The organism is Streptomyces sp. NPDC107562, from assembly GCF_055657325.1.
This window is the reverse complement of record NZ_JBVKBE010000009.1, coordinates 43,470-66,701: the sequence shown is the minus strand read 5'-3', so window position 1 is coordinate 66,701 and position 23,232 is coordinate 43,470. Positions and strand designations below refer to the sequence as shown.

The 23,232-nt window shown below is 72.1% G+C and carries 23 protein-coding genes; 11 read left to right on the top strand and 12 right to left on the bottom strand.

Annotated elements, in window-relative coordinates; all coding sequences use genetic code 11:
- The first annotated feature begins 99 nt into the window (after positions 1-99).
- Together ACZ7LV_RS24105 and ACZ7LV_RS24100 are read left to right on the top strand one after the other, a co-directional pair.
- Positions 100-327, top strand: coding sequence for a DUF3107 domain-containing protein (locus ACZ7LV_RS24105; RefSeq protein ID WP_043503917.1), 228 nt, complete (start codon positions 100-102; stop codon positions 325-327).
- Positions 328-575: 248 nt separating this feature from the next.
- Positions 576-845 (top strand): hypothetical protein, encoded by a 270-nt coding sequence (locus tag ACZ7LV_RS24100; protein WP_401672973.1) that lies wholly within the window; start codon positions 576-578, stop codon positions 843-845.
- Between the two features lie 193 nt (positions 846-1,038).
- Here ACZ7LV_RS24100 and ACZ7LV_RS24095 read toward each other — a convergent pair whose 3' ends face one another.
- Positions 1,039-1,800 (bottom strand): ferritin-like fold-containing protein, encoded by a 762-nt coding sequence (locus ACZ7LV_RS24095; protein WP_471942442.1) that lies wholly within the window; start codon positions 1,798-1,800, stop codon positions 1,039-1,041.
- Positions 1,801-2,316: 516 nt separating this feature from the next.
- On the opposite strand from ACZ7LV_RS24095, the gene ACZ7LV_RS24090 reads away from it, so the two are divergent.
- Both ACZ7LV_RS24090 and ACZ7LV_RS24085 read left to right on the top strand, forming a co-directional pair.
- Positions 2,317-4,599, top strand: coding sequence for a DEAD/DEAH box helicase (locus ACZ7LV_RS24090; RefSeq protein ID WP_471942441.1), 2,283 nt, complete (start codon positions 2,317-2,319; stop codon positions 4,597-4,599).
- 153 nt (positions 4,600-4,752) lie between these two features.
- Positions 4,753-5,628 (top strand): alpha/beta fold hydrolase, encoded by an 876-nt coding sequence (locus ACZ7LV_RS24085; protein ID WP_471942052.1) that lies wholly within the window; start codon positions 4,753-4,755, stop codon positions 5,626-5,628.
- Between the two features lie 57 nt (positions 5,629-5,685).
- On the opposite strand, the gene ACZ7LV_RS24080 is transcribed toward ACZ7LV_RS24085, so the two are convergent.
- The gene (locus ACZ7LV_RS24080; protein WP_471942439.1) at positions 5,686-6,591 is read right to left on the bottom strand and encodes an NYN domain-containing protein; all 906 of its coding nucleotides are present in this window, start codon (positions 6,589-6,591) and stop codon (positions 5,686-5,688) included.
- 216 nt (positions 6,592-6,807) lie between these two features.
- On the opposite strand from ACZ7LV_RS24080, the gene ACZ7LV_RS24075 reads away from it, so the two are divergent.
- Positions 6,808-6,960, top strand: a complete 153-nt coding sequence (locus ACZ7LV_RS24075; RefSeq protein WP_393105601.1) for a hypothetical protein — start codon at positions 6,808-6,810, stop codon at positions 6,958-6,960.
- Between the two features lie 72 nt (positions 6,961-7,032).
- Here the strand turns inward: ACZ7LV_RS24075 and ACZ7LV_RS24070 are convergent, their stop codons facing one another.
- The 3 genes from ACZ7LV_RS24070 to ACZ7LV_RS24060 all read right to left on the bottom strand — a co-directional run bounded on the left by ACZ7LV_RS24070 (position 7,033) and on the right by ACZ7LV_RS24060 (position 9,350).
- A complete protein-coding gene (locus tag ACZ7LV_RS24070) occupies positions 7,033-7,638 on the bottom strand; it encodes a MarC family protein (protein WP_471942050.1) in 606 nt (201 codons plus the stop codon).
- 55 nt (positions 7,639-7,693) lie between these two features.
- On the bottom strand, positions 7,694-8,551 hold the full coding sequence (locus tag ACZ7LV_RS24065; RefSeq protein ID WP_471942048.1) for a PHP domain-containing protein: 858 nt from the start codon (positions 8,549-8,551) through the stop codon (positions 7,694-7,696).
- A gap of 157 nt (positions 8,552-8,708) precedes the next feature.
- Entirely contained in the window at positions 8,709-9,350 is a 642-nt protein-coding gene (locus ACZ7LV_RS24060) for a DUF6758 family protein (RefSeq protein WP_471942046.1), read from the bottom strand.
- 163 nt (positions 9,351-9,513) lie between these two features.
- On the opposite strand from ACZ7LV_RS24060, the gene ACZ7LV_RS24055 reads away from it, so the two are divergent.
- A complete protein-coding gene (locus ACZ7LV_RS24055; RefSeq protein ID WP_471942044.1) occupies positions 9,514-10,725 on the top strand; it encodes an MFS transporter in 1,212 nt (403 codons plus the stop codon).
- 64 nt (positions 10,726-10,789) lie between these two features.
- Here the strand turns inward: ACZ7LV_RS24055 and ACZ7LV_RS24050 are convergent, their stop codons facing one another.
- Positions 10,790-11,374 carry a suppressor of fused domain protein gene (locus ACZ7LV_RS24050; RefSeq protein WP_471942042.1) on the bottom strand — a complete coding sequence of 195 codons (585 nt, stop codon included), beginning with the start codon at positions 11,372-11,374 and terminating at the stop codon, positions 10,790-10,792.
- Positions 11,375-11,877: 503 nt separating this feature from the next.
- Here ACZ7LV_RS24050 and ACZ7LV_RS24045 point away from each other — a divergent pair.
- Together ACZ7LV_RS24045 and ACZ7LV_RS24040 are read left to right on the top strand one after the other, a co-directional pair.
- Positions 11,878-12,993, top strand: coding sequence for a magnesium and cobalt transport protein CorA (locus ACZ7LV_RS24045; protein ID WP_471942040.1), 1,116 nt, complete (start codon positions 11,878-11,880; stop codon positions 12,991-12,993).
- 22 nt (positions 12,994-13,015) lie between these two features.
- The gene (locus tag ACZ7LV_RS24040; protein WP_471942038.1) at positions 13,016-13,534 is read left to right on the top strand and encodes a hypothetical protein; all 519 of its coding nucleotides are present in this window, start codon (positions 13,016-13,018) and stop codon (positions 13,532-13,534) included.
- Positions 13,535-13,577: 43 nt separating this feature from the next.
- On the opposite strand, the gene ACZ7LV_RS24035 is transcribed toward ACZ7LV_RS24040, so the two are convergent.
- Entirely contained in the window at positions 13,578-14,291 is a 714-nt protein-coding gene (locus ACZ7LV_RS24035) for a hypothetical protein (protein WP_471942036.1), read from the bottom strand.
- Between the two features lie 253 nt (positions 14,292-14,544).
- On the opposite strand from ACZ7LV_RS24035, the gene ACZ7LV_RS24030 reads away from it, so the two are divergent.
- From ACZ7LV_RS24030 to ACZ7LV_RS24020, 3 genes are read left to right on the top strand one after another with little or no spacing between them, the layout of a single operon-like run.
- Positions 14,545-15,840, top strand: coding sequence for a magnesium transporter MgtE N-terminal domain-containing protein (locus ACZ7LV_RS24030; protein ID WP_471942034.1), 1,296 nt, complete (start codon positions 14,545-14,547; stop codon positions 15,838-15,840).
- Complete coding sequence (locus tag ACZ7LV_RS24025) at positions 15,824-16,435, top strand: DUF1003 domain-containing protein (protein WP_471942032.1); 612 nt, start codon at positions 15,824-15,826, stop codon at positions 16,433-16,435. The genes ACZ7LV_RS24030 and ACZ7LV_RS24025 overlap by 17 nt, the downstream gene beginning before the upstream one ends.
- A 43-nt stretch (positions 16,436-16,478) precedes the next feature.
- A complete protein-coding gene (locus ACZ7LV_RS24020) occupies positions 16,479-17,612 on the top strand; it encodes an Mrp/NBP35 family ATP-binding protein (RefSeq protein ID WP_471942030.1) in 1,134 nt (377 codons plus the stop codon).
- Positions 17,613-17,685: 73 nt separating this feature from the next.
- Here ACZ7LV_RS24020 and ACZ7LV_RS24015 read toward each other — a convergent pair whose 3' ends face one another.
- The 5 genes from ACZ7LV_RS24015 to sigE all read right to left on the bottom strand — a co-directional run bounded on the left by ACZ7LV_RS24015 (position 17,686) and on the right by sigE (position 23,085).
- Positions 17,686-18,420, bottom strand: coding sequence for a hypothetical protein (locus ACZ7LV_RS24015; protein ID WP_471942028.1), 735 nt, complete (start codon positions 18,418-18,420; stop codon positions 17,686-17,688).
- Positions 18,421-18,581: 161 nt separating this feature from the next.
- A complete protein-coding gene (locus ACZ7LV_RS24010; RefSeq protein ID WP_471942026.1) occupies positions 18,582-19,001 on the bottom strand; it encodes a sec-independent translocase in 420 nt (139 codons plus the stop codon).
- Positions 19,002-19,165: 164 nt separating this feature from the next.
- Positions 19,166-20,863 (bottom strand): S1C family serine protease, encoded by a 1,698-nt coding sequence (locus ACZ7LV_RS24005; RefSeq protein WP_471942437.1) that lies wholly within the window; start codon positions 20,861-20,863, stop codon positions 19,166-19,168.
- Between the two features lie 591 nt (positions 20,864-21,454).
- Positions 21,455-22,387 carry an anti-sigma factor family protein gene (locus ACZ7LV_RS24000; RefSeq protein WP_471942024.1) on the bottom strand — a complete coding sequence of 311 codons (933 nt, stop codon included), beginning with the start codon at positions 22,385-22,387 and terminating at the stop codon, positions 21,455-21,457.
- Positions 22,384-23,085 carry an RNA polymerase sigma factor SigE gene (sigE, locus tag ACZ7LV_RS23995; protein WP_471942435.1) on the bottom strand — a complete coding sequence of 234 codons (702 nt, stop codon included), beginning with the start codon at positions 23,083-23,085 and terminating at the stop codon, positions 22,384-22,386. The genes ACZ7LV_RS24000 and sigE overlap by 4 nt, the downstream gene beginning before the upstream one ends.
- Positions 23,086-23,232: the final 147 nt, after the last annotated feature.

The following is a 23,232-nucleotide window of genomic DNA, read 5'->3' as shown; positions in this document are numbered from 1 at the left end:
TTCTCGCGTGGAGCGTGCGCGTCCCCTCACCGGGCTAATGTGTGCTGGGTACGGCGCGGACGCCCGCGCACTTCACTGACCGTTCGGAGGGACATAGCCGTGGAGGTCAAGATCGGCGTTCAGCACGCGCCGCGCGAGATCGTGCTGGAGAGCGGTCAGAGTGCCGAGGAGGTGGAGCGCGTGGTGGCCGAGGCGCTGGCCGGCAAGTCGCAGCTGCTCAGCCTCGTGGACGAGCACGGCCGCAAGGTCCTGATCCCGGCCGACCGTCTCGCGTACGTCGAGCTCGGTGAGCCGGCGCCGCGCAAGGTGGGCTTCGGCGCGCTGTAGGCGAACGCCGCGGACAGCAGCAGACGGGAGGGCTCGGTGGCTTGTCCAAGCCACCGAGCCCTCCCGTCTCGGCTTGCGGTCGCCTTGTGACCGATCAGGAAGCGCCCTTTCGACCGATTGCGACGCGTCGCGCACGGATTCACGAACGGATCACACCTCCCCCACACGGGAGGATTGCATTCCGCAGGTCAGGGGTAAGACGGGCTACGACCGTTTCGGGCAGGCCGGCCATGTGGGAGGACCCTGACATGCTCCTTGAAGCACTCAGCTCCGCGATCCTCGGCCTGGCTCTGTCATGGGCCTGTGCCGCTCGCCTGCCGCACCGCCTCCCGGCCCGTCACCTGGTCCTGTCGACCGGGGTGGCCGGGGCCCTCTTCGGCGCCTTCCTCACGCACAGCGCGCTGGAGACCGGCGGTGTCCTGCTGGTGCTTCTCGGTGCCGCGATCGTCTCCGTCGCCTCGCTCTCCCTGCTGCTGCGCCCGGCGGGAAGACTGCGCCGACGCTCGGCGACGGCCTGAGCCGCCGCCGCGGCCACCGCCGCCCGTAGGGGCCCGTCCGACGACCACGCCGGACAGGCCCTGACCTTTGCCCCCGGCGCCGAGTCCCTGTCCGCGCCACACTGCTGAGCACGGGGAGGCGGACCGAAGCCGCACCTCACACAGCAGAACCGCCCGCGCTCCCGACCTCGGCCGGACCGCCCGTCGGCGTTCCCTACGCGGCCAGGCCCAGCGCGGCCATCCGCTTGGTGTGTGCCTCGGTGATCCGGGAGAACATCCTGCCGACCTCGGCGAGGTCGAAGCCGTCGGCGACGCCGCCCACCAGCATCGTGGACAGGGCGTCCCGCTCGGCCACCACCCGCTGGGACTGGGACAGCGCCTCCCCCATCAGTCGCCGCGCCCACAGCGCGAGCCGCCCGCCCACCCGCGGATCGGCGTCGATCGCCGCACGCACCCGGTCGACGGCGAAGCCGGCGTGACCGGTGTCGTCGAGCACGGCGAGCACCAGGGAGCGGGTGTCGGCGTCCAGCCGCGCGGCCACCTCACGGTAGAAGTCACTGGCGATGGAGTCGCCGACATAGGCCTTGACGAGCCCCTCCAGCCAGTCCGACGGCGCCGTCTGCCGGTGGAAGCCGTCGAGCGCGGCGACGAACGGCTCCATCGCGGCGGTCGGCGCCTCACCGATCTCGGTCAGCCGACCGCGCAGCCGCTCGAAGTGGTGGAACTCCGCCGACGCCATCTTCGCCAGCTCCGCCTTGTCCTCCAGCGTCGGCGCCAGCTTGGCGTCCTCCGCGAGCCGTTCGAACGCCGCGAGCTCCCCGTACGCGAGCGCGCCCAGCAGGTCCACGACCGCGGCCCGGTACTGCGGATCGGCGGCGGCGGTCGCCCAGTCCTGGGCGGCGACCCCCGTGTGTGCGGCGGCGTCGGTGGTCTCGGCGGCGTGCTCAGGCTTGTCAGAGGTCGTCATGGAGCGCACAATAGCCCGCTCGCCACGGGGTGGAAGTCCCTGGTCAATCAGTGTGACCACGACGACGCGAATGACCGTCCACGAGAGTGTGACGACGACTACGTGACCGAATCGGCCATCGCATGTGCGCGATTCCGGGGTATGGTGGTAATGCGCCTGCTGATGCGACGACGTCTTCGCCGCGTCTCGACAGGCCGCACGTATGAGGATGCCCGGTCGGAGGCCCGATCGGCTCCGACCCGACAGCCCTCCCTGACCGTACGGCACAGTGCGTACGACGATCGGAGGGGCCCCCTCAGCGGTACGAACGCTGGAGCGTTGGCAGAGGTCCCGTGTCCTACGGCGCGCCCCACGGCCGCCGACGTCCCCCCGGCACGGTCGGACACGACCCCCGCGCTCGCCTCGTACCGCGCACACAGAAGAGGCAGCACCCTGACTACGACGTTCCGAGAGCTCGGGATCCTCCCCGAGACCGCCGAGGCCCTGGAGGCCGTCGGCATCGTCACCCCGTTCCCCATCCAGGAGATGACCCTCCCCGTCGCCCTTTCCGGCACGGACGTCATCGGCCAGGCCAAGACCGGCACCGGTAAGACGCTGGGCTTCGGCCTGCCGCTCCTGGAGCGCGTCACCGTCCCCGCCGACGTCGAGGCCGGGCGCGCCGCGCCCGAGGCCCTCACCGACGCCCCGCAGGCCCTCGTCGTCGTCCCGACGCGCGAGCTGTGCACGCAGGTCACCAACGACCTGCTGACCGCGGGCAAGGTGCGCAACGTGCGCGTCTGCGCGATCTACGGCGGCCGGGCCTACGAACCGCAGGTCGAGTCCCTGAAGAAGGGCGTCGACGTGGTCGTCGGCACCCCGGGCCGCCTGCTGGACCTGGCGGGCCAGAAGAAGCTCGACCTCGGCCACATCAAGAGCCTCGTCCTCGACGAGGCCGACGAGATGCTCGACCTGGGCTTCCTGCCCGACGTCGAGAAGATCATCAACATGCTTCCGGTGCGCCGCCAGACGATGCTGTTCTCGGCGACCATGCCGGGCGCGGTCATCGGTCTGGCCCGCCGCTACATGTCGCAGCCCACGCACATCCGCGCCACCGCGCCGGACGACGAGGGCGTGACGGTCGCGAACATCTCGCAGCACGTGTACCGCGCGCACAACATGGACAAGCCCGAGTTGGTCGCGCGCATACTGCAGGCCGAGGGCCGTGGTCTGGCCATGGTCTTCTGCCGCACCAAGCGCACCGCGGCCGATCTGGCCGACCAGCTCAAGCAGCGCGGCTTCGCCTCCGGCTCGGTCCACGGCGACCTCGGCCAGGGCGCCCGTGAGCAGGCGCTGCGCGCCTTCCGCAACGGCAAGGTGGACGTCCTCGTCTGCACCGACGTCGCCGCCCGCGGCATCGACGTCGAAGGTGTGACGCACGTCATCAACTACCAGTCGCCGGACGACGAGAAGACGTACCTGCACCGCATCGGCCGTACGGGCCGCGCGGGCGCCTCGGGTACGGCGATCACGCTGGTCGACTGGGACGACATCCCGCGCTGGCAGCTGATCAACAAGGCGCTGGAGCTGAACTTCAACGACCCGGTGGAGACGTACTCCACGTCGCCGCACCTGTTCGCCGAGCTGAGCATCCCCGAGGGCACCAAGGGCGTCCTGCCGCGCTCGGAGCGTACGCGCGCCGGGCTCGACGCGGAGGAGCTGGAGGACCTGGGCGAGCCGGGCGGTCGCGGTGCGCGCGGTCGCGGTGGCCGGGGCGGCCGCGAGGAGCCTCGTCCCACGGGCGACCGCGAGCGTTCCGACCGTACGCCGAGGCGCCGTCGCCGCACGCGCGGCGGCACCCCGCTGGACGCGACGCAGACGCCGGAGCCCACCGCGACAGCCGAGGCGGTCACCGAGACGACCACCGAGGAGGCCGCCGGCCCGCGCACCCTGCGCCGCCGTCGGCGCACCCGCGCCGGCGCCGCCCAGGCGACGGCTCCGGCAGTGGCCGACTCCCCCGTGAGCGAGGCCGCCGAGGCCGCGGTCACGACGGCCGAGGGCACCGCCGCGGTGGACACCGTGGACGTGACGGAGGCTCCGGCGAAGTCGCGCCGCCGTCGCACCCGCAAGTCGGCCGAGGCGCGTCCCGACCAGGCCGTGGAGGCCGTCGAGGCCGTGGCACCCGCCGAGGCCCCGCAGGCCGCCGAGACCAAGCCCCGGCGCACCCGGACCCGCAAGGCGGCCGCGGTCGCCGCGGACGTGGCGGTCGATACGGCCGAGGGCGTGGAGACCAAGCCGAAGCGCACCCGCACCCGCAAGGTCGCGGAGCACGCCCAGGCCGCCGACGCCGCCGAGGTCACCGTGCCCGCCCAGGCGGGCGAGGCCGTCGTGGAGGCGGAGGCGGAGGCGAAGCCGAAGGCCCGCCGTACCCGCAAGACCACGGCCGCCGCCGAGGCCGCGGTCGACACGGCCGAGGCCGCCGAGACCAAGCCCCGGCGCACCCGCAAGGCGGCCGCCACCACGGAGGACGCCGAGGCCAAGCCGAAGCGGACCCGCAAGTCCGTGGCGGCGACGGCCGAGGCGGCGGTGGACACCGCCGAGGGTGTGGAGGCCAAGCCGAAGCGCACCCGGAAGACCGCGGCCGCGAAGCCCGAGGCCGACACCGTCGAGGGTGCCGAGGCGAAGCCCAAGCGCACCAGGACGCGCAAGGCGACCGCCCCCGCCCCGGAGGCGACCGCCGAGATCCCGGCGCAGGCCACGCAGGAGCCGGAGGCCAAGCCGCGCCGCCGCACCCGCAAGGCCACGGCCGCCGCGGAGCCCGCGGACGGCTGATCACGGCAGCCCGACGGCCCGGTCCCCCTGTGCGGGGGCCGGGCCGTCGGCGTTCCGGCACCGGGAAGCCCACCGGACCCGCCGGGGTACGGCCCACCCGCGGCTCACCTCGCCGCCCCGCCCCGTACACCCCCACCCGCTACCCTCGGGCCCGTGACCACGCCCGCCGCCCACACCCCGCCTCCTGGCGCCCGCGCCTGTCCCCTGCCCACCGCACGCGGTGACTTCGCGGTCGTGGACGTGCCGGTCGCCCTCGGCGTCGAGCCGCGCGGCACGGCCCTGCTGATCCCCGGGTTCACGGGCAGCAAGGAGGACTTCCGCCTGATGCAGGGGCCGCTGGCGGCACGCGGGTACCGTACGGTCGCCGTGGACGGCCGGGGGCAGTTCGAGTCTGACGGTCCCGAGCACGACGAAACGGCGTACGCCCAGCCGGAGTTGGCGCGCGACGTACTCGCGCAGGCCGCGGCCCTGGGCGCTCCCCTGCACCTCCTCGGCCACTCCCTGGGCGGCCAGATCACCCGCGCCGCGGTCCTGCTGGACCACACCCCCTTCGTCTCGCTGACCCTGATGTCGTCGGGGCCGGCGCAGATCTCGGCCTCCCAGCAGCAGCGCGTGAAGCTGCTGCGGGACGCGCTCGCCGTGATGTCGATGGCGCAGGTCTGGGAGGTGATCCAGTCCATGGGCGCCCCCGAGGAGGTCGGCGGACCCGCTCGCGGCATCGGCGGTCCCGACCTCCTGCGCCGCCGCTGGCTCGGCAACAAACCGGCGCAACTCATCGCCACCGGACGCCAGTTGACCACCGAGCCGGACCGTGTCGCCGAACTCGCCGCGGTGCCACTGCCGTTCCACGTCCTGTCGGGTGTACGGGACGACACCTGGCCGCTGCCGCTCCTCGACGACATGGCCGTACGGCTGCACGCGCGCCGCACGGTCGTCGAGGACGCCGAACATTCGCCGAACGCGGACCAGCCGCTCCCGACGGCCCGCGCGATCGCCGACTTCTGGGACAACCCCCGCGCCGGGGACTAGCCGGCCTCGGAGTCCGACCCGCGCCACGCACCGGCCGGCCACCGGGGCGCGTCCCGGTCAGTACTGCGTCTGCAGATGCTCCCAGAACCCGTCCCGCAGCGCGCGCCGCAGATCCGCCTGCCCCCGCAGCGAGTACTGCAGCAGCCCCTCGGCCTCCACCAACAGGTCCTGGTCCACCGAACCGGGCAGATACGGGTGCCCCGGCAACAGCTCCACCAGCGACTCCCGCCCTCGTGCCGCCAGCCACTTCGCCGCGATCTGCGCGCCGACGAAGCGGACGTCCTCGCGGGCGGGCCGCACGGCCCCGGAGGGCTCGTAGGCGGCTGCCGTGCGCCGGGCGACGTAGGGCTTGAAGAAGTCGAGGTCGAGGGTGCGCTGGCTGTCGACCTCCCACAGCAGCGGTTCGGCCTGGTTGCGGCCCTCGGGTGCCTCGATGCCCCACAGGTGCACCCGGGCCCCGTAGCCCTGCGCCGCCTCGACCGCCGACACCAGGTCCTCGTCGCCGCCGAGCAGGGCCGCGTCGCTGATGGCGCGATGCCGGGCGAGGGACTCCAGATCGGTGCGGATCAGCGAGTCGACGCCCTTCTGCTGGTTGTTGGCGTTGAGGTTGCCGAGGCGGACCTTGACGTCGGGCAGCTCCGCGATGGACTGCTGCTCGGTGGTGTGGATGCGGCGCCGGGCGCCGTCGTACCAGTAGACCCGCAGCAGCCGGCTGTCCGCGAAGATCTGGCGGGCCTTGTCGATGAGCGCCTCGATCAGCCCCTCGGCGTCCAGGTCGAAGGCGCGCCGGTCCTCGGTCCCGGCGACCAGCCGGCCCGCGGCCGCGTAGAGATACCCCGCGTCGACGAAGATCGCGTGGGTCGAGGGCGTCTTCGCCACCTCGGCGAGCATGCGCTGCAGCAGCTCGTTCGTGCGGTCGATGCGGGCGGACAGGGCCGCGAGGTCGTCGTTCATCGCCTCCATTGTCCCGTCGGTCACGCTGCGAACACAACTGGTCCCGGTTAGTCTCAAGAGAGCTGCTTACCGGTCAGTATTTAGTCGTTCGAAAAATTTCCTTAGCGTAGGGAATGTTTGTAGTCGACATCCCGTTGCATACGTATGGAGCCCGAAGGCACTCCTGCCTCTCGCGCCATCACCAGTAGTTCTCCTCAGGAGGATGACCAGACGAAGGGAGAAGCCATGCGCTTCGAAATCATGCGACTCGACGACGTGGACGGCACGCCCGTCGACACGACCGTCGTGGACGCCGCCTCCGTCAACCGGATCGTTCAGCAGGCCGCGGCCACCGGTCAGCGGCTCTGGATCCGCCCGGCCGAGACCACGGCCTCATAACCGCGGATCAGACCCCAGGCTTCAGGGCCCCGTACGGACACGCCGTGCGGGGCCCTGCTGTGTGCACGGCGCTCAGCTCGCCCGGATGACCTGGGTGACCCCGTTGATGATCTGCTGCACGGCGATCGCGGACAGCATCATGCCCGCGAGCCGCGTCACCAGCACCACGCCGCCGTCCTTGATGAGCCGGATGATCAGCAGCGAGTACCGCATGACCAGCCACAGCACGACGTGGATGGCGAGGATCGCGGCCCAGACCGAGACCTGGGGGCCGACGCCGTCCGCCTTCTGCACGGCGAGGATGACCGACACGATCGCGCCGGGCCCGGCCAGCAGCGGCATGCCGAGCGGCACCAGGGCGACGTTGACGTCCTTCGTCTGCTGGGGCTCGTCCGACTTGCCGGTGAGCAGGTCGAGCGCGATCAGCAGGAGCAGCAGCCCGCCGGCGATCATCAGGGCGGGCACGGAGACATGCAGGTAGGCGAGGATCTGGTGCCCCAGCAGCCCGAACACGGTGATCACGCCACCGGCGACGCAGACGGCCTGGAGGGCCATCCGCCGCTGCACCTTGGCGGGCCGCCCGGCGGTCAGGCCGAGGAAGATCGGGGTGATCCCGGGGGGATCCATGATGACGAAGAGCGTGAGGAAGAGAGAGCCGAAGACAGCGAGGTCGAACATGGGTGAGCCACAGGCCTTGCGAGGAGATGACGGAGGGGGCGTGCGGGGGTGAGCCTCAGGCTCCGCCGGTGCCCGGCACCGGGAACGCGCCCGTCGCCCGCCGGGTGATCTCCCCGTACACCTCGGGGTCCGTCGAGTACGCGCCGAGCGCGACCGTCTTGCGGCTGCCGTGGTAGTCGCTGGACCCGGTGACCAGCAGCCCGAGCTCCTTGGCCAGGCCGCGCAGCCGCGCCCGGGTGTCGGGGTCGTGGTCCATGTGGTCGACCTCGATGCCGTCCAGCCCGGCGGCGGCCAGGTCGGCGATCGCCGACTCCGGGACGGTACGCCCGCGCTTGGCCGCGCCCGGATGCGCGAACACGACGACTCCGCCGGCGCCCTTGACCAGCCGGATCGCCTCGAACGGGTCGGTCTCGTGCTTCCCCACGTAGGCCCGCGCGCCGTCGGCGAGCCAGTCCTGCGTGAAGGCATCGCTCACGCTCGGCACGACACCCAGCTCGACCAGGGCGGTCGCCACGTGCGGGCGCCCCACGGACCCCTCGCCGGCGATCCGCGCGACCTGTTCCCAGGTGACCGGCACGCCCAGCTCGTTCAGCTTGGTGATCATCCCCTTGGCCCGCGGCACCCGGTCGTCGCGCACCAGCTCCCGCTCGGCGAGCAGCGCGGGCTCCTCGGCGTCGAAGAGATAGGCCAACATGTGCATGCCGATCCCGTCGATCCGGCAGGACAGCTCGGCTCCGGTGACCAGCGTGAGCCCCTCGGGCAGTGCCTCGATGGCCTCGGCGTGTCCCCGGGTCGTGTCGTGATCGGTCAGCCCGACGACGTCCAGCCCGGCAGCGGCGGCGTTGCGCACCAGCTCGGCGGGGGTGTCCGTACCGTCGGACGCGGTGGAGTGGGTGTGCAGGTCTATGCGCACGACACGGACTCCAGGCGGTCACTGAACGGAAAGGGACACCCAAGGATAGCGGGTGATCCGGCGCCCTCCTGTCACACCCTCTACTGGTGTGCGCCCCCTACATACAGAGGGACCCGCGCCACCGAGGACCTCTTGGAGGGAAGCCGGCAAGACCCCGTCACGGCTGGAGCAGGCGCGGCGACAGCGCGCCGCACGGCACCAGCTCGACCTCCGCGCCCGCGTCCCGCACGTCGGTCAGCACCAGTTCGTCGTACATCAGCAGCCCGGACTGCTCGGGCCACACCACGGCCCACAGCCACAGCCCCCGGGCCTCCCCCGCGAACACCGCCCGGTCGTCCGGCGCCCCGGTGACATGCCACAGCGGCGTGGGCCGCCCGGCGGCCAGCACCTTCGCCTGGGGCGGCTTCTCGACGTTCATGTACGGCCCCGGATCCGGGCCGTCGATCCCCGCGTACCGCGCGCCGAGGCCGACGCCCAGTTCCTCGGCGACCAGGACCAGCTCGCCGATGCCGCCGAGGGGCCCGGGGCCCGAGCACGCCACCGCGGTGGCACGACCACCGCTGCGATCGTCACCGGCACAGACCACGCCCGTGAAGAGCCAGCCGACCGGCAGGGGCCACGGCATCCACACCGGCACCTGCGTGCGAGCCACCACGACACCGAGGGCCTCGACGCTGGGCGGGATCGCGGGCTGCAGCGGATGCACCGTGCCGTGCACATCGCACTGCCAGGTATCGGCGAAGAGTCCGGGAGCCCTGACCCGGCCACCACACTTCGGGCAACTGGGTTCGCCCCTCATAGGGCTCCACGGTCCTACCCCTTCTTCGCCACGTCAAGGACGATCACCCGTCCGGGCGGAAGGGGCTCGGCAAACCATTAGATGTAGATTGCATTAATTAGCCACACTAATTTATTATGTGTATACGTCAACCATTTCCCCGTCAGCAAGGGAGCCCCCAGGCATGCACAGCAGCACGGGAGTCCTGCGACAGCCGAAGGCGGTCTGGGCCACCGCCGGCGCCTCGGTCGTCGCCTTCATGGGCATCGGGCTGGTCGACCCGATCCTGCCGTCGATCGCCAAGGGCCTGGAGGCCACGACCAGTCAGGTCTCGCTGCTCTTCACCTCGTACTTCCTGATCACCGCGGTCGCGATGCTGCTCACCGGGTTCGTCTCCAGCCGCATCGGCGGCCGCAGGACACTGCTGCTCGGCCTCGCCCTCGTGGTGGTGTTCGCCGGCCTGTCCGGCACCTCCGGCTCGGTCGGCGAACTCGTCGGGTTCCGGGCCGGCTGGGGACTGGGCAACGCGCTGTTCGTCTCGACGGCCCTCGCGGTCATCGTCGGCGCGGCGGCCGGCGGCAGTGCCGCCGCGATCCTGCTGTACGAGTCCGCGCTCGGCCTCGGCATGGCGTGCGGGCCGCTGCTGGGCGCGCTGCTCGGCGACGCCAGCTGGCGCTACCCCTTCTTCGGCACCGCGTTCCTGATGGCCGTCGGCTTCCTGTGCATCACGGCGTTCCTGAAGGAGCAGCCGAAGCCGGCCCGCCGGACCGCACTGCTCGACCCGATCAGGGCGCTCGGCCACGGCGGGCTCGCCTCGGCGGCGACATCGGCGTTCTTCTACAACTACACGTTCTTCACCGTGCTGGCCTTCACGCCGTTCGTGCTGGACATGAGCCCGTACCGCTCGGGCGCGGTGTTCTTCGCCTGGGGCGTGCTGCTCGCGGTCTTCTCGGTGCTCGTCGCGCCGCGCATGCAGGCGCGGTTCGGCTCGCTGAAGGTGCTCGGCGGCTCGCTGGTGCTGCTCGCGGCCGACGTACTCGTCCTCGGCTACGGCGACCACACCACGGCGGTCGTCTGCACGATCCTGTCCGGTGCCTTCATCGGCGTGAACAACACCGTCTACACCGAACTGGCGCTCGGGGTGTCGGACGCGCCGCGTCCGGTGGCGAGCGCGGGCTACAACTTCGTGCGGTGGTTCGCGGCGGCCGCCGCGCCGTTCCTCGCACCGAAGCTGGAGGAGTGGACCGACGTGCACATGCCGTTCGTGGTGGCGGCCGTCACCGCCGTGCTGGGCGCGGTCGTGGTCGCCGTACGGCGCGCGGCGCTGACGGAGAAGGCGGAGGAGCTGGAGGCGCGACACGCCACCGAGGACGGCGTGGGCGTCTTCGCCAACTGACCGCTCCCGTACGGGCCTTGGTGAGCTTGCTCACGCCCTTGCCGCACCCGGGCGCGCCCCTCGCTCAGTCCAGCGGCACGGAGGTGCGCAGCGGATCCCGCAGATCGGTCCCGTGCGTGAGCCAGCGTTCCTGGAGGGCCTGGGCGCCGTGGACCCGCTTCCACGCGGCCTCGTTCGGGGTCATGGGCAGCAGCGGCAGGAAGCGGACCGGGTCGAGGGGCTCGTCCAGGTCCAGGTCCTCGACCAGGCCGCCCGGCTCGCCGACCAGGACCGAGGTGAACGGGGCGCCCGGCCACAGCGGTTCGCCGACGTCCAGGGAGGCGCCGGGGGCCACGACCACGCCCTCGACCTGCGGGGACGCCGCGAGGACGGCGAGCGGCCGCAGCACCTTGTCGGTCTCGGCGAGCCCGGACCGTACGGACAGGAACAGTTCGGCACGCGGGCCCTTGACCGGATCGGCGAGGACCGCGGTGGGGTCGGCCATGGGCTGGGCGGACATGCCGAGCGTGGCGTAGCGGACGAGGTCCCCCTCCTGGAAACGCAGGACCTCCACGCGGTCGGTACCGAGGAAGGTGACCGCGGCGCGCGCGTCCGGTTCGCCGAGCGCGGCGCGCAACCGGGCCTCGACCAGTGGGAGAACATCAGCCATGCGGCGAGCATAGAACTCGTCAGGAGCACGCAAAGCAGCGCCTTGACACTTCGGTCTGCTGATACTCTTGCCCGGTGGTTCGGGGCAGCACGCAGTAGCGTCGCGATCAAGTCCCGACGCCGACGACACTCCCTTACGAGGGACCGGCCGGAGGAGGTGGGGCTGCAATGGACCGAAGTCGACCGTGCAGTACCACCCGCTCTTCCGGCCGCTGACGTTGCTCTGGCTCTAGCCTGCCGCCACCTCTCGCATGCGCACCTCCTGCGTTGCCCGCGGAAGAGCACTTCGTTCCGTCTTGCCACTGCCTGATCTGTATGACCTGCATCAGCAGCTGAATCAGTAGCGAAGTTCGCCACCGCGACGGTGCGGTGCTCCCCGCTTTGTGGACGTGCCAAACATCCTCCCGGCCCGATGGGCGGGGAGAGCTCGCAGGACGTCCCCATTCCGGGCAGTTCCACCCGGCGCCCACGGCCTCTCGCTGCTCGCCCGCGAAGGAGCCCGCCATGTCGATGATCCGTGACCTCCGTGCCGCGGTCCGCACGCCGCGTCCCGCGCTGCGCAAGGACACCGGGGCGTACGACACGACCCGCGACCCCCAGACCACCACCGCCGTCGTCGACTGCGCCGTCTACCGCGACGGTGCCCGTGTCGAGACCGCGGGCCCGCTCACCCCGCACGAGGCGATGCGCCGGGTGCGCCGTGACGGCGGCTTCGTGTGGATCGGGCTGCACGAGCCCACGGAATCCGAATTCGCGGGTATCGCCAGCGAGTTCGGCCTGCACCCGCTGGCCGTCGAGGACGCCGTCCAGGCCCATCAGCGGCCGAAGCTGGAGCGTTACGACGACTCCCTGTTCACGGTCTTCAAGACCATCCACTACGTCGAGCACGACGAACTCACCGCCAGCAGCCAGGTCGTCGAGACCGGCGAGGTGATGTGCTTCACCGGGCGGGACTTCTTCATCACCGTCCGGCACGGCGGGCAGGGCTCGCTGCGGGCGCTGCGCCACCGGCTGCAGGACGACCCCGAACTGCTCGCCCGGGGCCCCTCGGCGGTGCTGCACGCCATCGCCGACCACGTCGTCGACGGCTACATCGCGGTCGCCGACGCGGTGCAGGACGACATCGACGAGGTGGAGACCGAGGTGTTCTCGCCGGGCCGCAAAGGCGCGCCGCGGGGCGTCGACGCGGGGCGGATCTACCAGCTCAAGCGTGAGGTCATGGAGTTCAGGCGCGCGGTGCAGCCGCTGCTGCGGCCGCTGCAGCTGCTGAGCGAGCGGCCGATGCGGCTGATCGACCCCGACATCCAGAAGTACTTCCGCGACGTCGCCGACCACCTCGCCCGGGTGCAGGAGCAGGTGACGGGCTTCGACGAGCTGCTCAACTCCATCCTCCAGGCCAACCTCGCGCAGGCGTCCGTCGCGCAGAACGAGGACATGCGCAAGATCACGTCCTGGGCCGCCATCATCGCCGTACCGACGATGGTGTGCGGGGTGTACGGGATGAACTTCGACTACATGCCCGAGCTGCGCTGGAGGTTCGGCTACCCGATGGTGCTCGGCGTCACGGCCATGATCTGCCTCGGCATCCACCGCACGCTGAAGCGCAACGGCTGGCTGTGAGCGCCCTCGCTACGCTGCTCCCATGACTAGCGAGCTGCTCGACCAGGCCCTCGTCGAGGAGGCCACGAAGAAGTCCGGCCTCATCTGGGTGCGCGGTGCCGGGGCGCCGGCCGCTCGTACGCTGTGGCACGTCTGGCACGAGGGCGCCGCCTGCGTGGTCGGCGACGGGCCGGGCGAGCAGCCGCTTCCCGGGCTCGTCGACGGGGGCGCGGCCGAGGTCACCGTGCGCAGCAAGGACAAGGGCGGCCGGCTGGTCACCTGGACGGCCCGGGTGGTCGAACTGCCGTCCGGATCCGAGCGGTGGGAGGCGGCGGTCGCCGAACTGAAGGGCAAGCGCCTCAACGCACCCGACGGCGAGGCCATGACCGCCCGCTGGGCCCGGGAGTGCCGGGTGGTGCGCCTGGAGCCGACCGGCACGACCTCGCCGCTGCCGGACGGCTCGCTGGCCGAGAAGCCGCTGCCGACGCCGGTGACGACACGCGAGCCCCTCCCCGCCGGGCTGCCGCGCCTGCTGTTCCGCAAGAAGCGGAAGCGGTCCTAGGCTCCGGCGGCCCTGGGCGGAGCCTGTGGGCGCCGCCGGTGGCCTACGACGTCGGGAGTTCCTGGCCGTAGTCCACCGTCTTGTCCTTGGCGGGCGGCTCCAGGGCGAAGTCCTTGCCCCAGTCGGAGAAGGTGAGCGTGCCCGCGCCGCCCGCGCGGACCAGGCGCAGCGGGTACGGCCGGCCCTCCAGCGAGACGTCCAGGGTGCCCCCGGCGCCCTTGTCGCCGGTGATACGGACGGTGCGCACACCGCCCTCCTCGTGGCGCCCGTCGGTCGCCAGGGCACCGTGCAGGGTCAACAGCCCGCCGAGCAGGACATCCTTGTCGGTGAATCCGCTGAACCGCTTGTACGAGGGATCGCCCTCGGGCACCTTCACGAACTTGCCGTCGAGCTTGTCGGACGCGGCGGCGTCGGACTTCTCGCCCTCGCCGTCCCCCTCGCCCCCGCCGTGGCTCCAGAACTCCGCGTCCGCCATCAGGAACAGCTTCTCGCCGACCCGCAGCAGCTCGAAGGTCGCCCCCTCCGCGCTCACCGACCCGCTGCCGCCGTCCGCCTTCAGGCGCATGTCCAGCTTGTACGTGCTGCCGCCCGCGACGACCGTCCCCGACAGCCGGACCGCCGTCGCGGACTCGGCCGCCGTACGCGTCGTGGCCTGGATCTTCTCGGCGGGCAGCTTGCCGACGCCGTTCGTGCCCGCGTCCGGGTCCTCGCTGCCGCACCCGGTCAGCCCCGTCCCCGCCACAACCAGCACGCACATCGCGCTCACCAGAGTGGTCCGGCGCGTACGGCCCTGACGCATCGCAGTCACAGGTGGTGTTGCCTTTCCGACGTCGGTCCTTCAGCGGCGTAACGCAGCGTACCGGGGTGCCGGGCGGCCCACGGAGCCAGTCCGTCCGGACCGCTCACCAGGGCGGATCCGATCGGGACGGGCTAGCCTGAAGCCCATCCGAGCGAGCAATTCGGCACAAGCGGAGCAAACGCCACGAACGGCAGGAAAAGGAGGCGCAGCCATGGCCGCCGGCGCCCCCCGGATCTTCGTCTCGCACCTCTCCGGCACCGCCGTCTTCGACCCGAACGGCGACCAGGTGGGCCGGGTACGGGATCTGGTCGTCATGCTGCGGGTCGGCAACAAGCCGCCGCGGCTGCTCGGGCTGGTCGTCGAACTCACCACCCGCCGCCGGATCTTCCTGCCCATGACGCGGGTCACCGGCATCGAGTCCGGACAGGTCATCACCACCGGCGTGGTCAACGTCCGCCGCTTCGAACAGCGGCCCACCGAGCGCCTCGTCTTCGGCGAGCTGCTCGACAAGAGCGTCACGCTCGTCGAGACCGGCGAGCAGGTCACCGTCCTCGACCTGGCCGTGCAGCAGTTGCCGGCCCGCCGGGACTGGGAGATCGACCGCGTCTTCGTGCGCAAGGGCAGGAAGGGCAGCGCCTTCCGGCGGGCCAGGGGCGAGACGCTGACCGTCGAGTGGTCCGGCGTCACCGGCTTCTCCCTGGAGGAGCACGGACAGGGCGCGGAGAGCCTGCTCGCCACCTTCGAGCAGCTGCGCCCCGCCGACCTCGCCAACGTCCTGCACCATCTGTCGGCGAAGCGACGCGCGGAGGTGGCCGCCGCCCTCGACGACGACCGTCTGGCCGACGTGCTCGAACAGCTTCCCGAGGACGACCAGATCGAGATCCTCGGCAAGCTCCAGGAGGAACGCGCCGCGGACGTCCTGGAGGCGATGGACCCGGACGACGCGGCGGATCTGCTCTCCGAGCTCCCGGAGGAGGAGAAGGAGCGGCTGCTGAGCCTGATGGAGCCCGACGACGCGGCCGACATGCGGCGCCTGATGGCCTACGAGGAGCACACCGCGGGCGGCCTGATGACCACCGAGCCGATCGTGCTGCGCCCCGACGCCACCGTCGCCGAGGCCCTCGCCCGGGTCCGCAACCCCGACCTCTCCCCGGCGCTCGCCGCGCAGATCTACGTCTGCCGGCCGCCCGACGAGACCCCCACCGGGAAGTACCTGGGCACCGTCCACTTCCAGCGGCTGCTGCGCGACCCCCCGTACACCCTGGTCAGCTCGATCCTCGACGACGATCTGCAGACCCTCGCCCCCGGGGCGACGTTGCAGCTCGTGGCGGGGTTCTTCGCGACGTACGACATGGTCTCGGCGCCCGTGGTCGACGAGTCCGGGTCGCTGCTGGGCGCGGTGACCGTGGACGACGTGCTCGACCACATGCTGCCCGAGGACTGGCGCGAGTCCGAGTTCGAGCTGGACGAGGACGAGGGGGTGAGCGCCCATGGCTCCCGACCGTGAGGTGCGGCGCGAGGCGGCGCGCGAGAGCGGCCGGGAGCGCATGCCCGTCGGCGCCACCGCCACCACGCGCCCGCGCGCCCGGCTCGACCAGCCGCGTCCCCGGCGTCCCCGGATCCTGCCGGAGTGGGACCCGGAGGCGTTCGGGAAGCTGTCCGAGCGCGTCGCCCGCTTCATCGGCACCGGGCGGTTCCTGGTCTGGATGACGATCGTCATCGTGGCGTGGGTGCTGTGGAACGTGTCCGCGCCGGCGGGCCTGCGATTCGACAGCTACCCGTTCATCTTCCTGACCCTGATGCTCTCGCTCCAGGCCTCCTACGCCGCCCCGCTGATCCTGCTCGCGCAGAACCGGCAGGACGACCGCGACCGGGTCAACCTCGAACAGGACCGCAAGCAGAACGAGCGGTCGATCGCCGACACCGAGTACCTGACGCGCGAGATCGCGGCCCTGCGCATCGGGCTCGGCGAGGTCGCGACCCGGGACTGGATCCGCTCCGAGTTGCAGGACATGGTCAAGGACCTCCAGGACGGGCAGCACGACGGTCACCGGGTATTCCCGGCAGAACGGTCGGGGGCGCGTGACGTAGACGACCGCTGACGGGCTTTCCGCAGTCTGTGTGCGGCGCCGTACCATCGTGTCTATGGCTACGGAAGACGCGGTGCGCGAGGCACTGGCGACGGTGAACGACCCCGAGATCAACCGGCCCATCACCGAGCTCGGGATGGTCAAGTCGGTGGAGATCGGCGCGGACGGAGCGGTCGCGGTCACCGTGTACCTCACGGTCTCGGGCTGCCCGATGCGCGACACCATCACGCAGCGCGTGACCGACGCGGTCTCCCGGGTCGACGGCGTCACCCGCGTCGACGTCACGCTCGACGTGATGAGCGACGAGCAGCGCAAGGAGCTGGCGAACGCCCTGCGCGGCGGCCAGGCCGAGCGCGAGGTCCCCTTCGCCAAGCCCGGCTCGCTCACCCGGGTGTACGCGGTCGCCTCCGGCAAGGGCGGCGTCGGCAAGTCGTCCGTCACGGTCAACCTGGCGGCCGCGATGGCGGCCGACGGCCTGAAGGTCGGTGTCGTCGACGCCGACATCTACGGCCACAGCGTGCCGCGCATGCTGGGCGCCGACGGACGGCCCACCCAGGTCGAGAACATGATCATGCCGCCGTCCGCGAACGGCGTGAAGGTCATCTCGATCGGCATGTTCACGCCGGGCAACGCCCCCGTCGTCTGGCGGGGCCCGATGCTGCACCGCGCGCTGCAGCAGTTCCTGGCCGACGTGTACTGGGGCGACCTGGACGTCCTGCTGCTGGACCTGCCGCCCGGCACCGGCGACATCGCCATCTCCGTGGCCCAGCTGGTCCCCAACGCCGAGATCCTGGTCGTGACGACCCCGCAGCAGGCGGCGGCAGAGGTGGCGGAGCGGGCCGGATCCATCGCCGTGCAGACCCACCAGAAGATTGTCGGCGTGGTCGAGAACATGTCCGGGATGCCCTGCCCGCACTGCGGCGAGATGGTCGACGTCTTCGGCACGGGCGGCGGCCAGACGGTCGCCGACGGCCTGACCCGCACCACGGGCGCGAACGTCCCGGTCCTCGGCAGCATCCCGATCGACGTCCGGCTGCGCGAGGGCGGCGACGACGGCAAGCCGGTGGTCCTGAGCGACCCCGACTCCCCCGCCGGCGCGGCCCTGCGCGCGATCGCCGGCAAGCTGGGCGGCCGCCAGCGCGGCCTGTCGGGCATGTCGCTCGGCATCACCCCGCGCAACAAGTTCTGAGCCGCACCCGCACCCGCACGCGTGCGGTACGACGAGAGGGCGCCCCGTCCCGGCGGCGCCCTTCGTCATACGGTCACGCGTACTGGGCGATGTCCTTGACCACCGAGAACCCGAGCCCGTAGGCGCTCATCCCGCGGCCGTACGCGCCCAGGTGGACGCCGTCCTGCGTCGATCCCGCCAGCACCCAGCCGAACTCGGACTCGCGGTAGTGGAACGACGTGGGGACGCCGTCGACGGGAAGGGAGAGCGTCGACCAGTCCGCCCCGGCGAGATCGTCCGCGAGGACCCACGCGGTCTCGGTCTGCTGCTCCAGCCAGTGGTCGCGCAGGCTGTGGTCCATCTGCCCGGGCCAGGTGAAGGACAGCAGCCCCACCCCGGCGAGCCAGGCGGCCGAGGAGACCGAGGTGGCCTCCAGCAGCCCCGTGCCGTCGGCGCTGCGCCGCACGGGGTTGGCGGCGACGGTCACCACGACCGCGAACCGCTCCCGTTCCTCGGCGACGCCCTCGGCGCGCACCGAGGGCTCGTCACCGTGGCCGATCGAACCGTGCTCCACGGCCCCGTCGGCCGTCATGCCCACCTGCATCAGCCAGCGCGGGCCCGTGAACGCCTCGTCGAGGCCGTACCACGGGAAAGGCGCACGCAGGTAGGCGTCGACCGTACGCCGGGCGGAGAGGAGCTGTGCTCCGCCCTCCGCGGCCGGCGCCTGTGCGACTGCCCGACTCGTCGTCTCCATGTGCCCGGACGCCTCCTCGCTTCTCGTCGGATCGAACGGCCCGCCCCCCTTCGGGCGTACTCGTCCGGTCCGCACAACAACTCGGCAGCATATCCACACCCGTGCGGGCAGCCGGGAATGCGCCCGGCGCGTGGGTCGCGTGGGCGTCGTGTCGGGGCCGTGAGGCGGGAGAGGAAAAGGGCCGACGCGCCGGCATCCGCCGAGGTGGGGAGGGGAAGAGGCGGGTCCTACGGGCCTCAGGTGGCGTCCGCGTCGAAGGGCGGGCGGTCGTCGGGCTTCTTCGTCATGTCGACGCGGGCGCCCGTGGAGCCGGGACCGGTGGCCGGGTCGGCGTCGCGGCTGTGCACCGCGTCCGTGACCTCGGCCATCTCCTTCTTCAGGTCGAAGCCGTTGCGGATCTCCTTGAGCCCCAGTTCCTCGTTGTCCAGCTGCTTGCGGATGAAGGTCTTGGGGTTGAGATCCTCGAACTCGAAGTCCTTGAACTCCGGACCGAGTTCCTGCCGGATGTCCTGCTTCGCGCTCTCCGAGAACTCACGGATCTTCCGGATCGTGCGCGTCACGTCCTGGATGACCTTCGGGAGCTTGTCCGGACCGAAGACGAGCACGGCGAGGACGACGAGCGTCACCAGCTCCAGCGGTCCTATGTCATTGAACACCTGAAAGCTCCTTGTGTGTCCCGGGCCGGATCCACGGTACCCGTCGATCCTGTCCGACCGGTACTGTCCCGAGCCCCGCACCTGCGGGTTGGTGAGCGTTTTTCCGGTTGTTTGCCTTGGGGGCGCCGTTCCCCGTCCGGTCTGTGAGATGTGTTCGCCTCACGTCAGGCGCCTCCGGAGGAACCGAGCACCAGGGAGATCGTCCGCTCCGCGCCGTCCCGCCGCAAGGTCAGCTCCAGCCGGTCGCCCGGGCGGTGGGCGCGGGTCTTGACGATGAGTTCCTCACCCGAGTGGATCCGCTGGCCGTCGACCTCGGTGATCACGTCGCCCGGCTCGATGCCGGCCTCGTCGCCGGGGCCGCCGGGGGTCACCGGAGCGGCGCCGTCGCTGCCCTCGGTGCCGACGCGGGCGCCGTCGCCGGTGTAGCCCATGTCGAGGGTGAGGCCGATGACCGGGTGGGTCGCCCTGCCCGTGTTGATCAGCTCCTCGGCGACCCGCTTGCCCTGGTTGATCGGTATGGCGAAGCCGAGGCCGATGGAGCCGGACTGACCGCCCTTGTCGTCGGCGCCGTCGCCCGCGGAGCGGATGGCGGAGTTGATGCCGATGACACGGGCACGGGCGTCGAGCAGCGGGCCGCCGGAGTTGCCCGGGTTGATGGGGGCGTCGGTCTGCAGGGCGTCGACGTAGGAGATGTCGCTGGCGTCGCCCTCCTCGCCGCCCGCCGTGATGGGGCGCTCCTTGGCGCTGATGATGCCGGAGGTGACCGTCCCCGCGAGGTCGAAGGGGGCTCCGATGGCCACGACCGGGTCGCCGACCTGGACGTTGTCGGAGTTGCCGAGGGGCAGCGGCCTCAGACCGCTGACGCCGCGCACGCGGACGACCGCGAGGTCGTAGCCGCCGTCCTGGCCGACGACCTCGGCCTTCGCCGTCGTGCCGTCGTGGAACGTGACCGTTATCTCGCCGTCCTCGCCCGCGGGCTCCACGACATGGTTGTTCGTGAGGATGTGGCCCCGGCCGTCGAGCACGAACCCGGTGCCGGTGCCCGCCTCGCCGGAGCCGCTGACGTGCAGGGTGACCACGCTGGGCAGGGCCCGCGCGGCGATCCCGGCGACGCTGTCGGCGTCGCGCCCGGCGTCCTCCTGCCCGGCCTGCGGCAGCTCGACGTGCCCGACGCCGCCGTTGCGCTCCAGGTACGCGCCCACCAGGCCGCCGATGCCGCCGGACACCAGGGCGACGAGCACGGTGCCGACGACGATCACCTTCACGGCCCGCCTGCGGCGCTGCCGCTCGGTGAGGACCGCGGCTCCGGTCTGCTGGAGCGGGGCGGGGGTGAGTGCGGCGCCGGGGGCGGTGGCGGTGTCGGCTGCCGCCCAGGGGTCGTAGCGGTGCCAGGGGTCGGGGGCGGGTACGGCCGGCGGCGCGGCGGTAGCACCGGTGGCGGGGTCGGTGGGTGCGGGGGCCGCCGTCCTGGGGGCCGGGACGGCCGGTGCGGGGGCCTGAGGAGGCAACAGGGGGGTCTGGGCGGGCGCCGGCGCCGCCGCGGGGGCTTGAGCGGCCGGCTCCGGGGCCGGAGAGGCGGTCTGCGGAGCGGCGGGCGGAGGGACCGCCATGGTGGGGGCCGGGGCCGGTGTCCCGTGCGGGGGCGTCATGACAGACGCGCCGGCGGGCGTCGCCGGGGGCGCCACCGTCGCCGTGCCGTGCGCGGGCGTGGTCGCCGGATGCTGTACGGGCGGTGCGGGCGCCCAGGGGCCGGGCTCACCGTACGGCGGGGTGCTGTACGGATCGGGGTCGTGCAGGGGCTTGGGAGCCTCGCCGGCGGGCGGAGCGACCGGAACGTCCCGCTGCGCACCGGACACGCTCATGCCACCCGGCGTGGCCCCACCCCCGGGCACGGCACCCGGCCGCACGTCGTGCTGCGGGCCCGCGAATCCCGGCACTTCGCCCTGCGGCGCCTGCCCTCCGGGCACGTCGCCACTCAGCGGCCGGCTCCCGGGCACGGCACCCGGCGGCACGTCGGATCGCGGGCCGTCGGCCCCCGGCACCTCGTCCTGCGGGTCCTCGCCCCCGGGTACGGCCCCCGGCGGCACGTCGTACTGCGGGCCCGCGAATCCCGGCACTTCGCCCTGCGGCGCCCCTCCTCCGGGCATGTCTCCACTCAGCGGCCGGCTCCCGGGCACGTCACCCGGAGGCACGTCGTGTCGCGGGCCCTCGGACGTGGTCGGCCTGTCGGGGACCGCCTGCGCGGGTGCCTCGTCCGGGCGCCTCAGTTCGAAGTCGCCCTCCCCCTTGTCCGGCGTCGGCGCGGTGCCCTCGTTCATGCTCTCCCCACAGCTGGCCGCGGCCCGGCTCGTCGTTGGTGTGGCCGCAGTGCGAAATTCCGCGCCGGACGCCAGTGCGCAGGCGCGTTTCACCGTGGATTCAACCAGGTTCGCGCGCCGGGGCGCAGGGAACGGTCAGCGGGGGGTGACGGAGGAGGAGGCGGAGGGCGTCACCTTCGCGTCCGTGACGGGCGCCGCGAGCAGACCTGGGGTCATGACCTCGGGAGCCGTCGACCAGCTGGTGAGCGTGATCGGCGGTGTCGCGGTCAGGGGGCGTATGAGCGGCGACATCGCGGCCGCGTCGGCCACGAGTGGAGCCGTCAGGGCGTGCGTCGGCCGGGAGGCCACTCCGGGCAGCAGCGGTGCGGACACCGCCGTGGCGGCGGCCGGGTTCTCCCCGAGCGTCCGTCCGCCCTGGATCTGGGCGAGCAGGGGGCCCGCCCCACGGCGCCGCTGGTTCTCGGGCGTCGTGGTGCCCGACCCCGGTCGCGCCGGGGTCACGTTGCTTCCCGAGCCGCTCCGGTTCTCCGCGTCGCCCGGCGTGCCGGTGGTGACGCCGCCCAGCGCGATCGCCGCCAGGGAAACCGCCCCGGCGGCCACGAAGGCGAACCGGCGCCCGCGTGAGGCCGCCGCCCGCTCGGCCTCGCTGCGGCCGACGTCATGGATGCGGAAACCGCGCTGTGCGGATCCGGGCAGGACGGAGGCGTGCGCTGCCGTGGGGACGTAATCGAAGTCGAAGCCCTCGCCGCGTCTCATGCCGAAGACGCCTCCGCCGAAGCCTCCCCCCATCGGTGGCACACCACCGTCGAGGTCACCTCCGCCGGGCAGCCCCTGAAGTCGGGCCAGGAAGCTCTCGGAGGGCGGCGGCGGGGCCGCCTCCGCGAAGACGTTTTTCAGCCGGCGCTGCGCGTCCACCTCCGCCTTGCACTTCGGGCAGGTAGCCACGTGCGCCAGCACACGCTCACGCGTGTCATGACCCAGCTCGCCGTCCACCAGGGCGGCGAGTCGGTCTCCCAGGTGCTGCTCCGCGAGGCGCTCCTCTGCGGCCGTCGGACGTGTCGCACTCACGCGGACGCGCCTCCTCCCCCCAGAGCGGGCACGCGGGGCACGAAGGAGCGACGCTCGGCGCGCGCCTGCGGGGACCGGTGCGCGAGGGCCTTGCGCAGTTGGGAGCGGCCACGGTGGATCCGGGACCGGACCGTGCCGAGCTTGACGCCGAGGGTCGCGGCGATCTCCTCGTACGACAGTCCCTCGATGTCGCACAGGACGACCGCGGCGCGGAACTCGGGCGCCAGGGTGTCGAGGGCCTGCTGGACGTCCGCGTCGAAGTGGGCGTCGTTGAAGACCTGCTGCGGGGACGGCTCGCGGCTCGGAAGTCGCTCGGCCGCGTCCTCGCCGAGGGCGTCGAAGCGGATGCGCTGCTTGCGGCGGACCATGTCCAGGAAGAGGTTCGTGGTGATGCGGTGCAGCCAGCCCTCGAACGTCCCCGGCGAGTAGGTCGACAGAGAGCGGAACACCCGCACGAAGACCTCCTGCGTGAGGTCCTCGGCGTCGTGCTGGTTGCCGGTCAGGCGGTACGCCAGCCGGTAGACACGACCGCTGTGGGTGCTGACGATCTCCTCCCAGGTGGGCGGAGTCCACGCCTGCCCGTCCGCGTCGGTGGAGAACGTCGCGGTCCGGTCGTGGTCAGCGGCGTGGCTGTGGTCAGCAGCGGTGTCGTTCACGGATTTCGGCCTGCCCGCCGACCCGAGGAAGCGCCTCAGCACTCCTGTGCGGTCCACAGACGCAGCCGCACCTCCCCTGTCAGCTCTGGTGGTGTCCAGTGGAGCCCCTACCATAGCCACCTCGCCCGTTAGCTCCCCATAAGCGGTTTTACGAGAAATTGATCTGTGCTGGTACGGCTCATGCGGCTG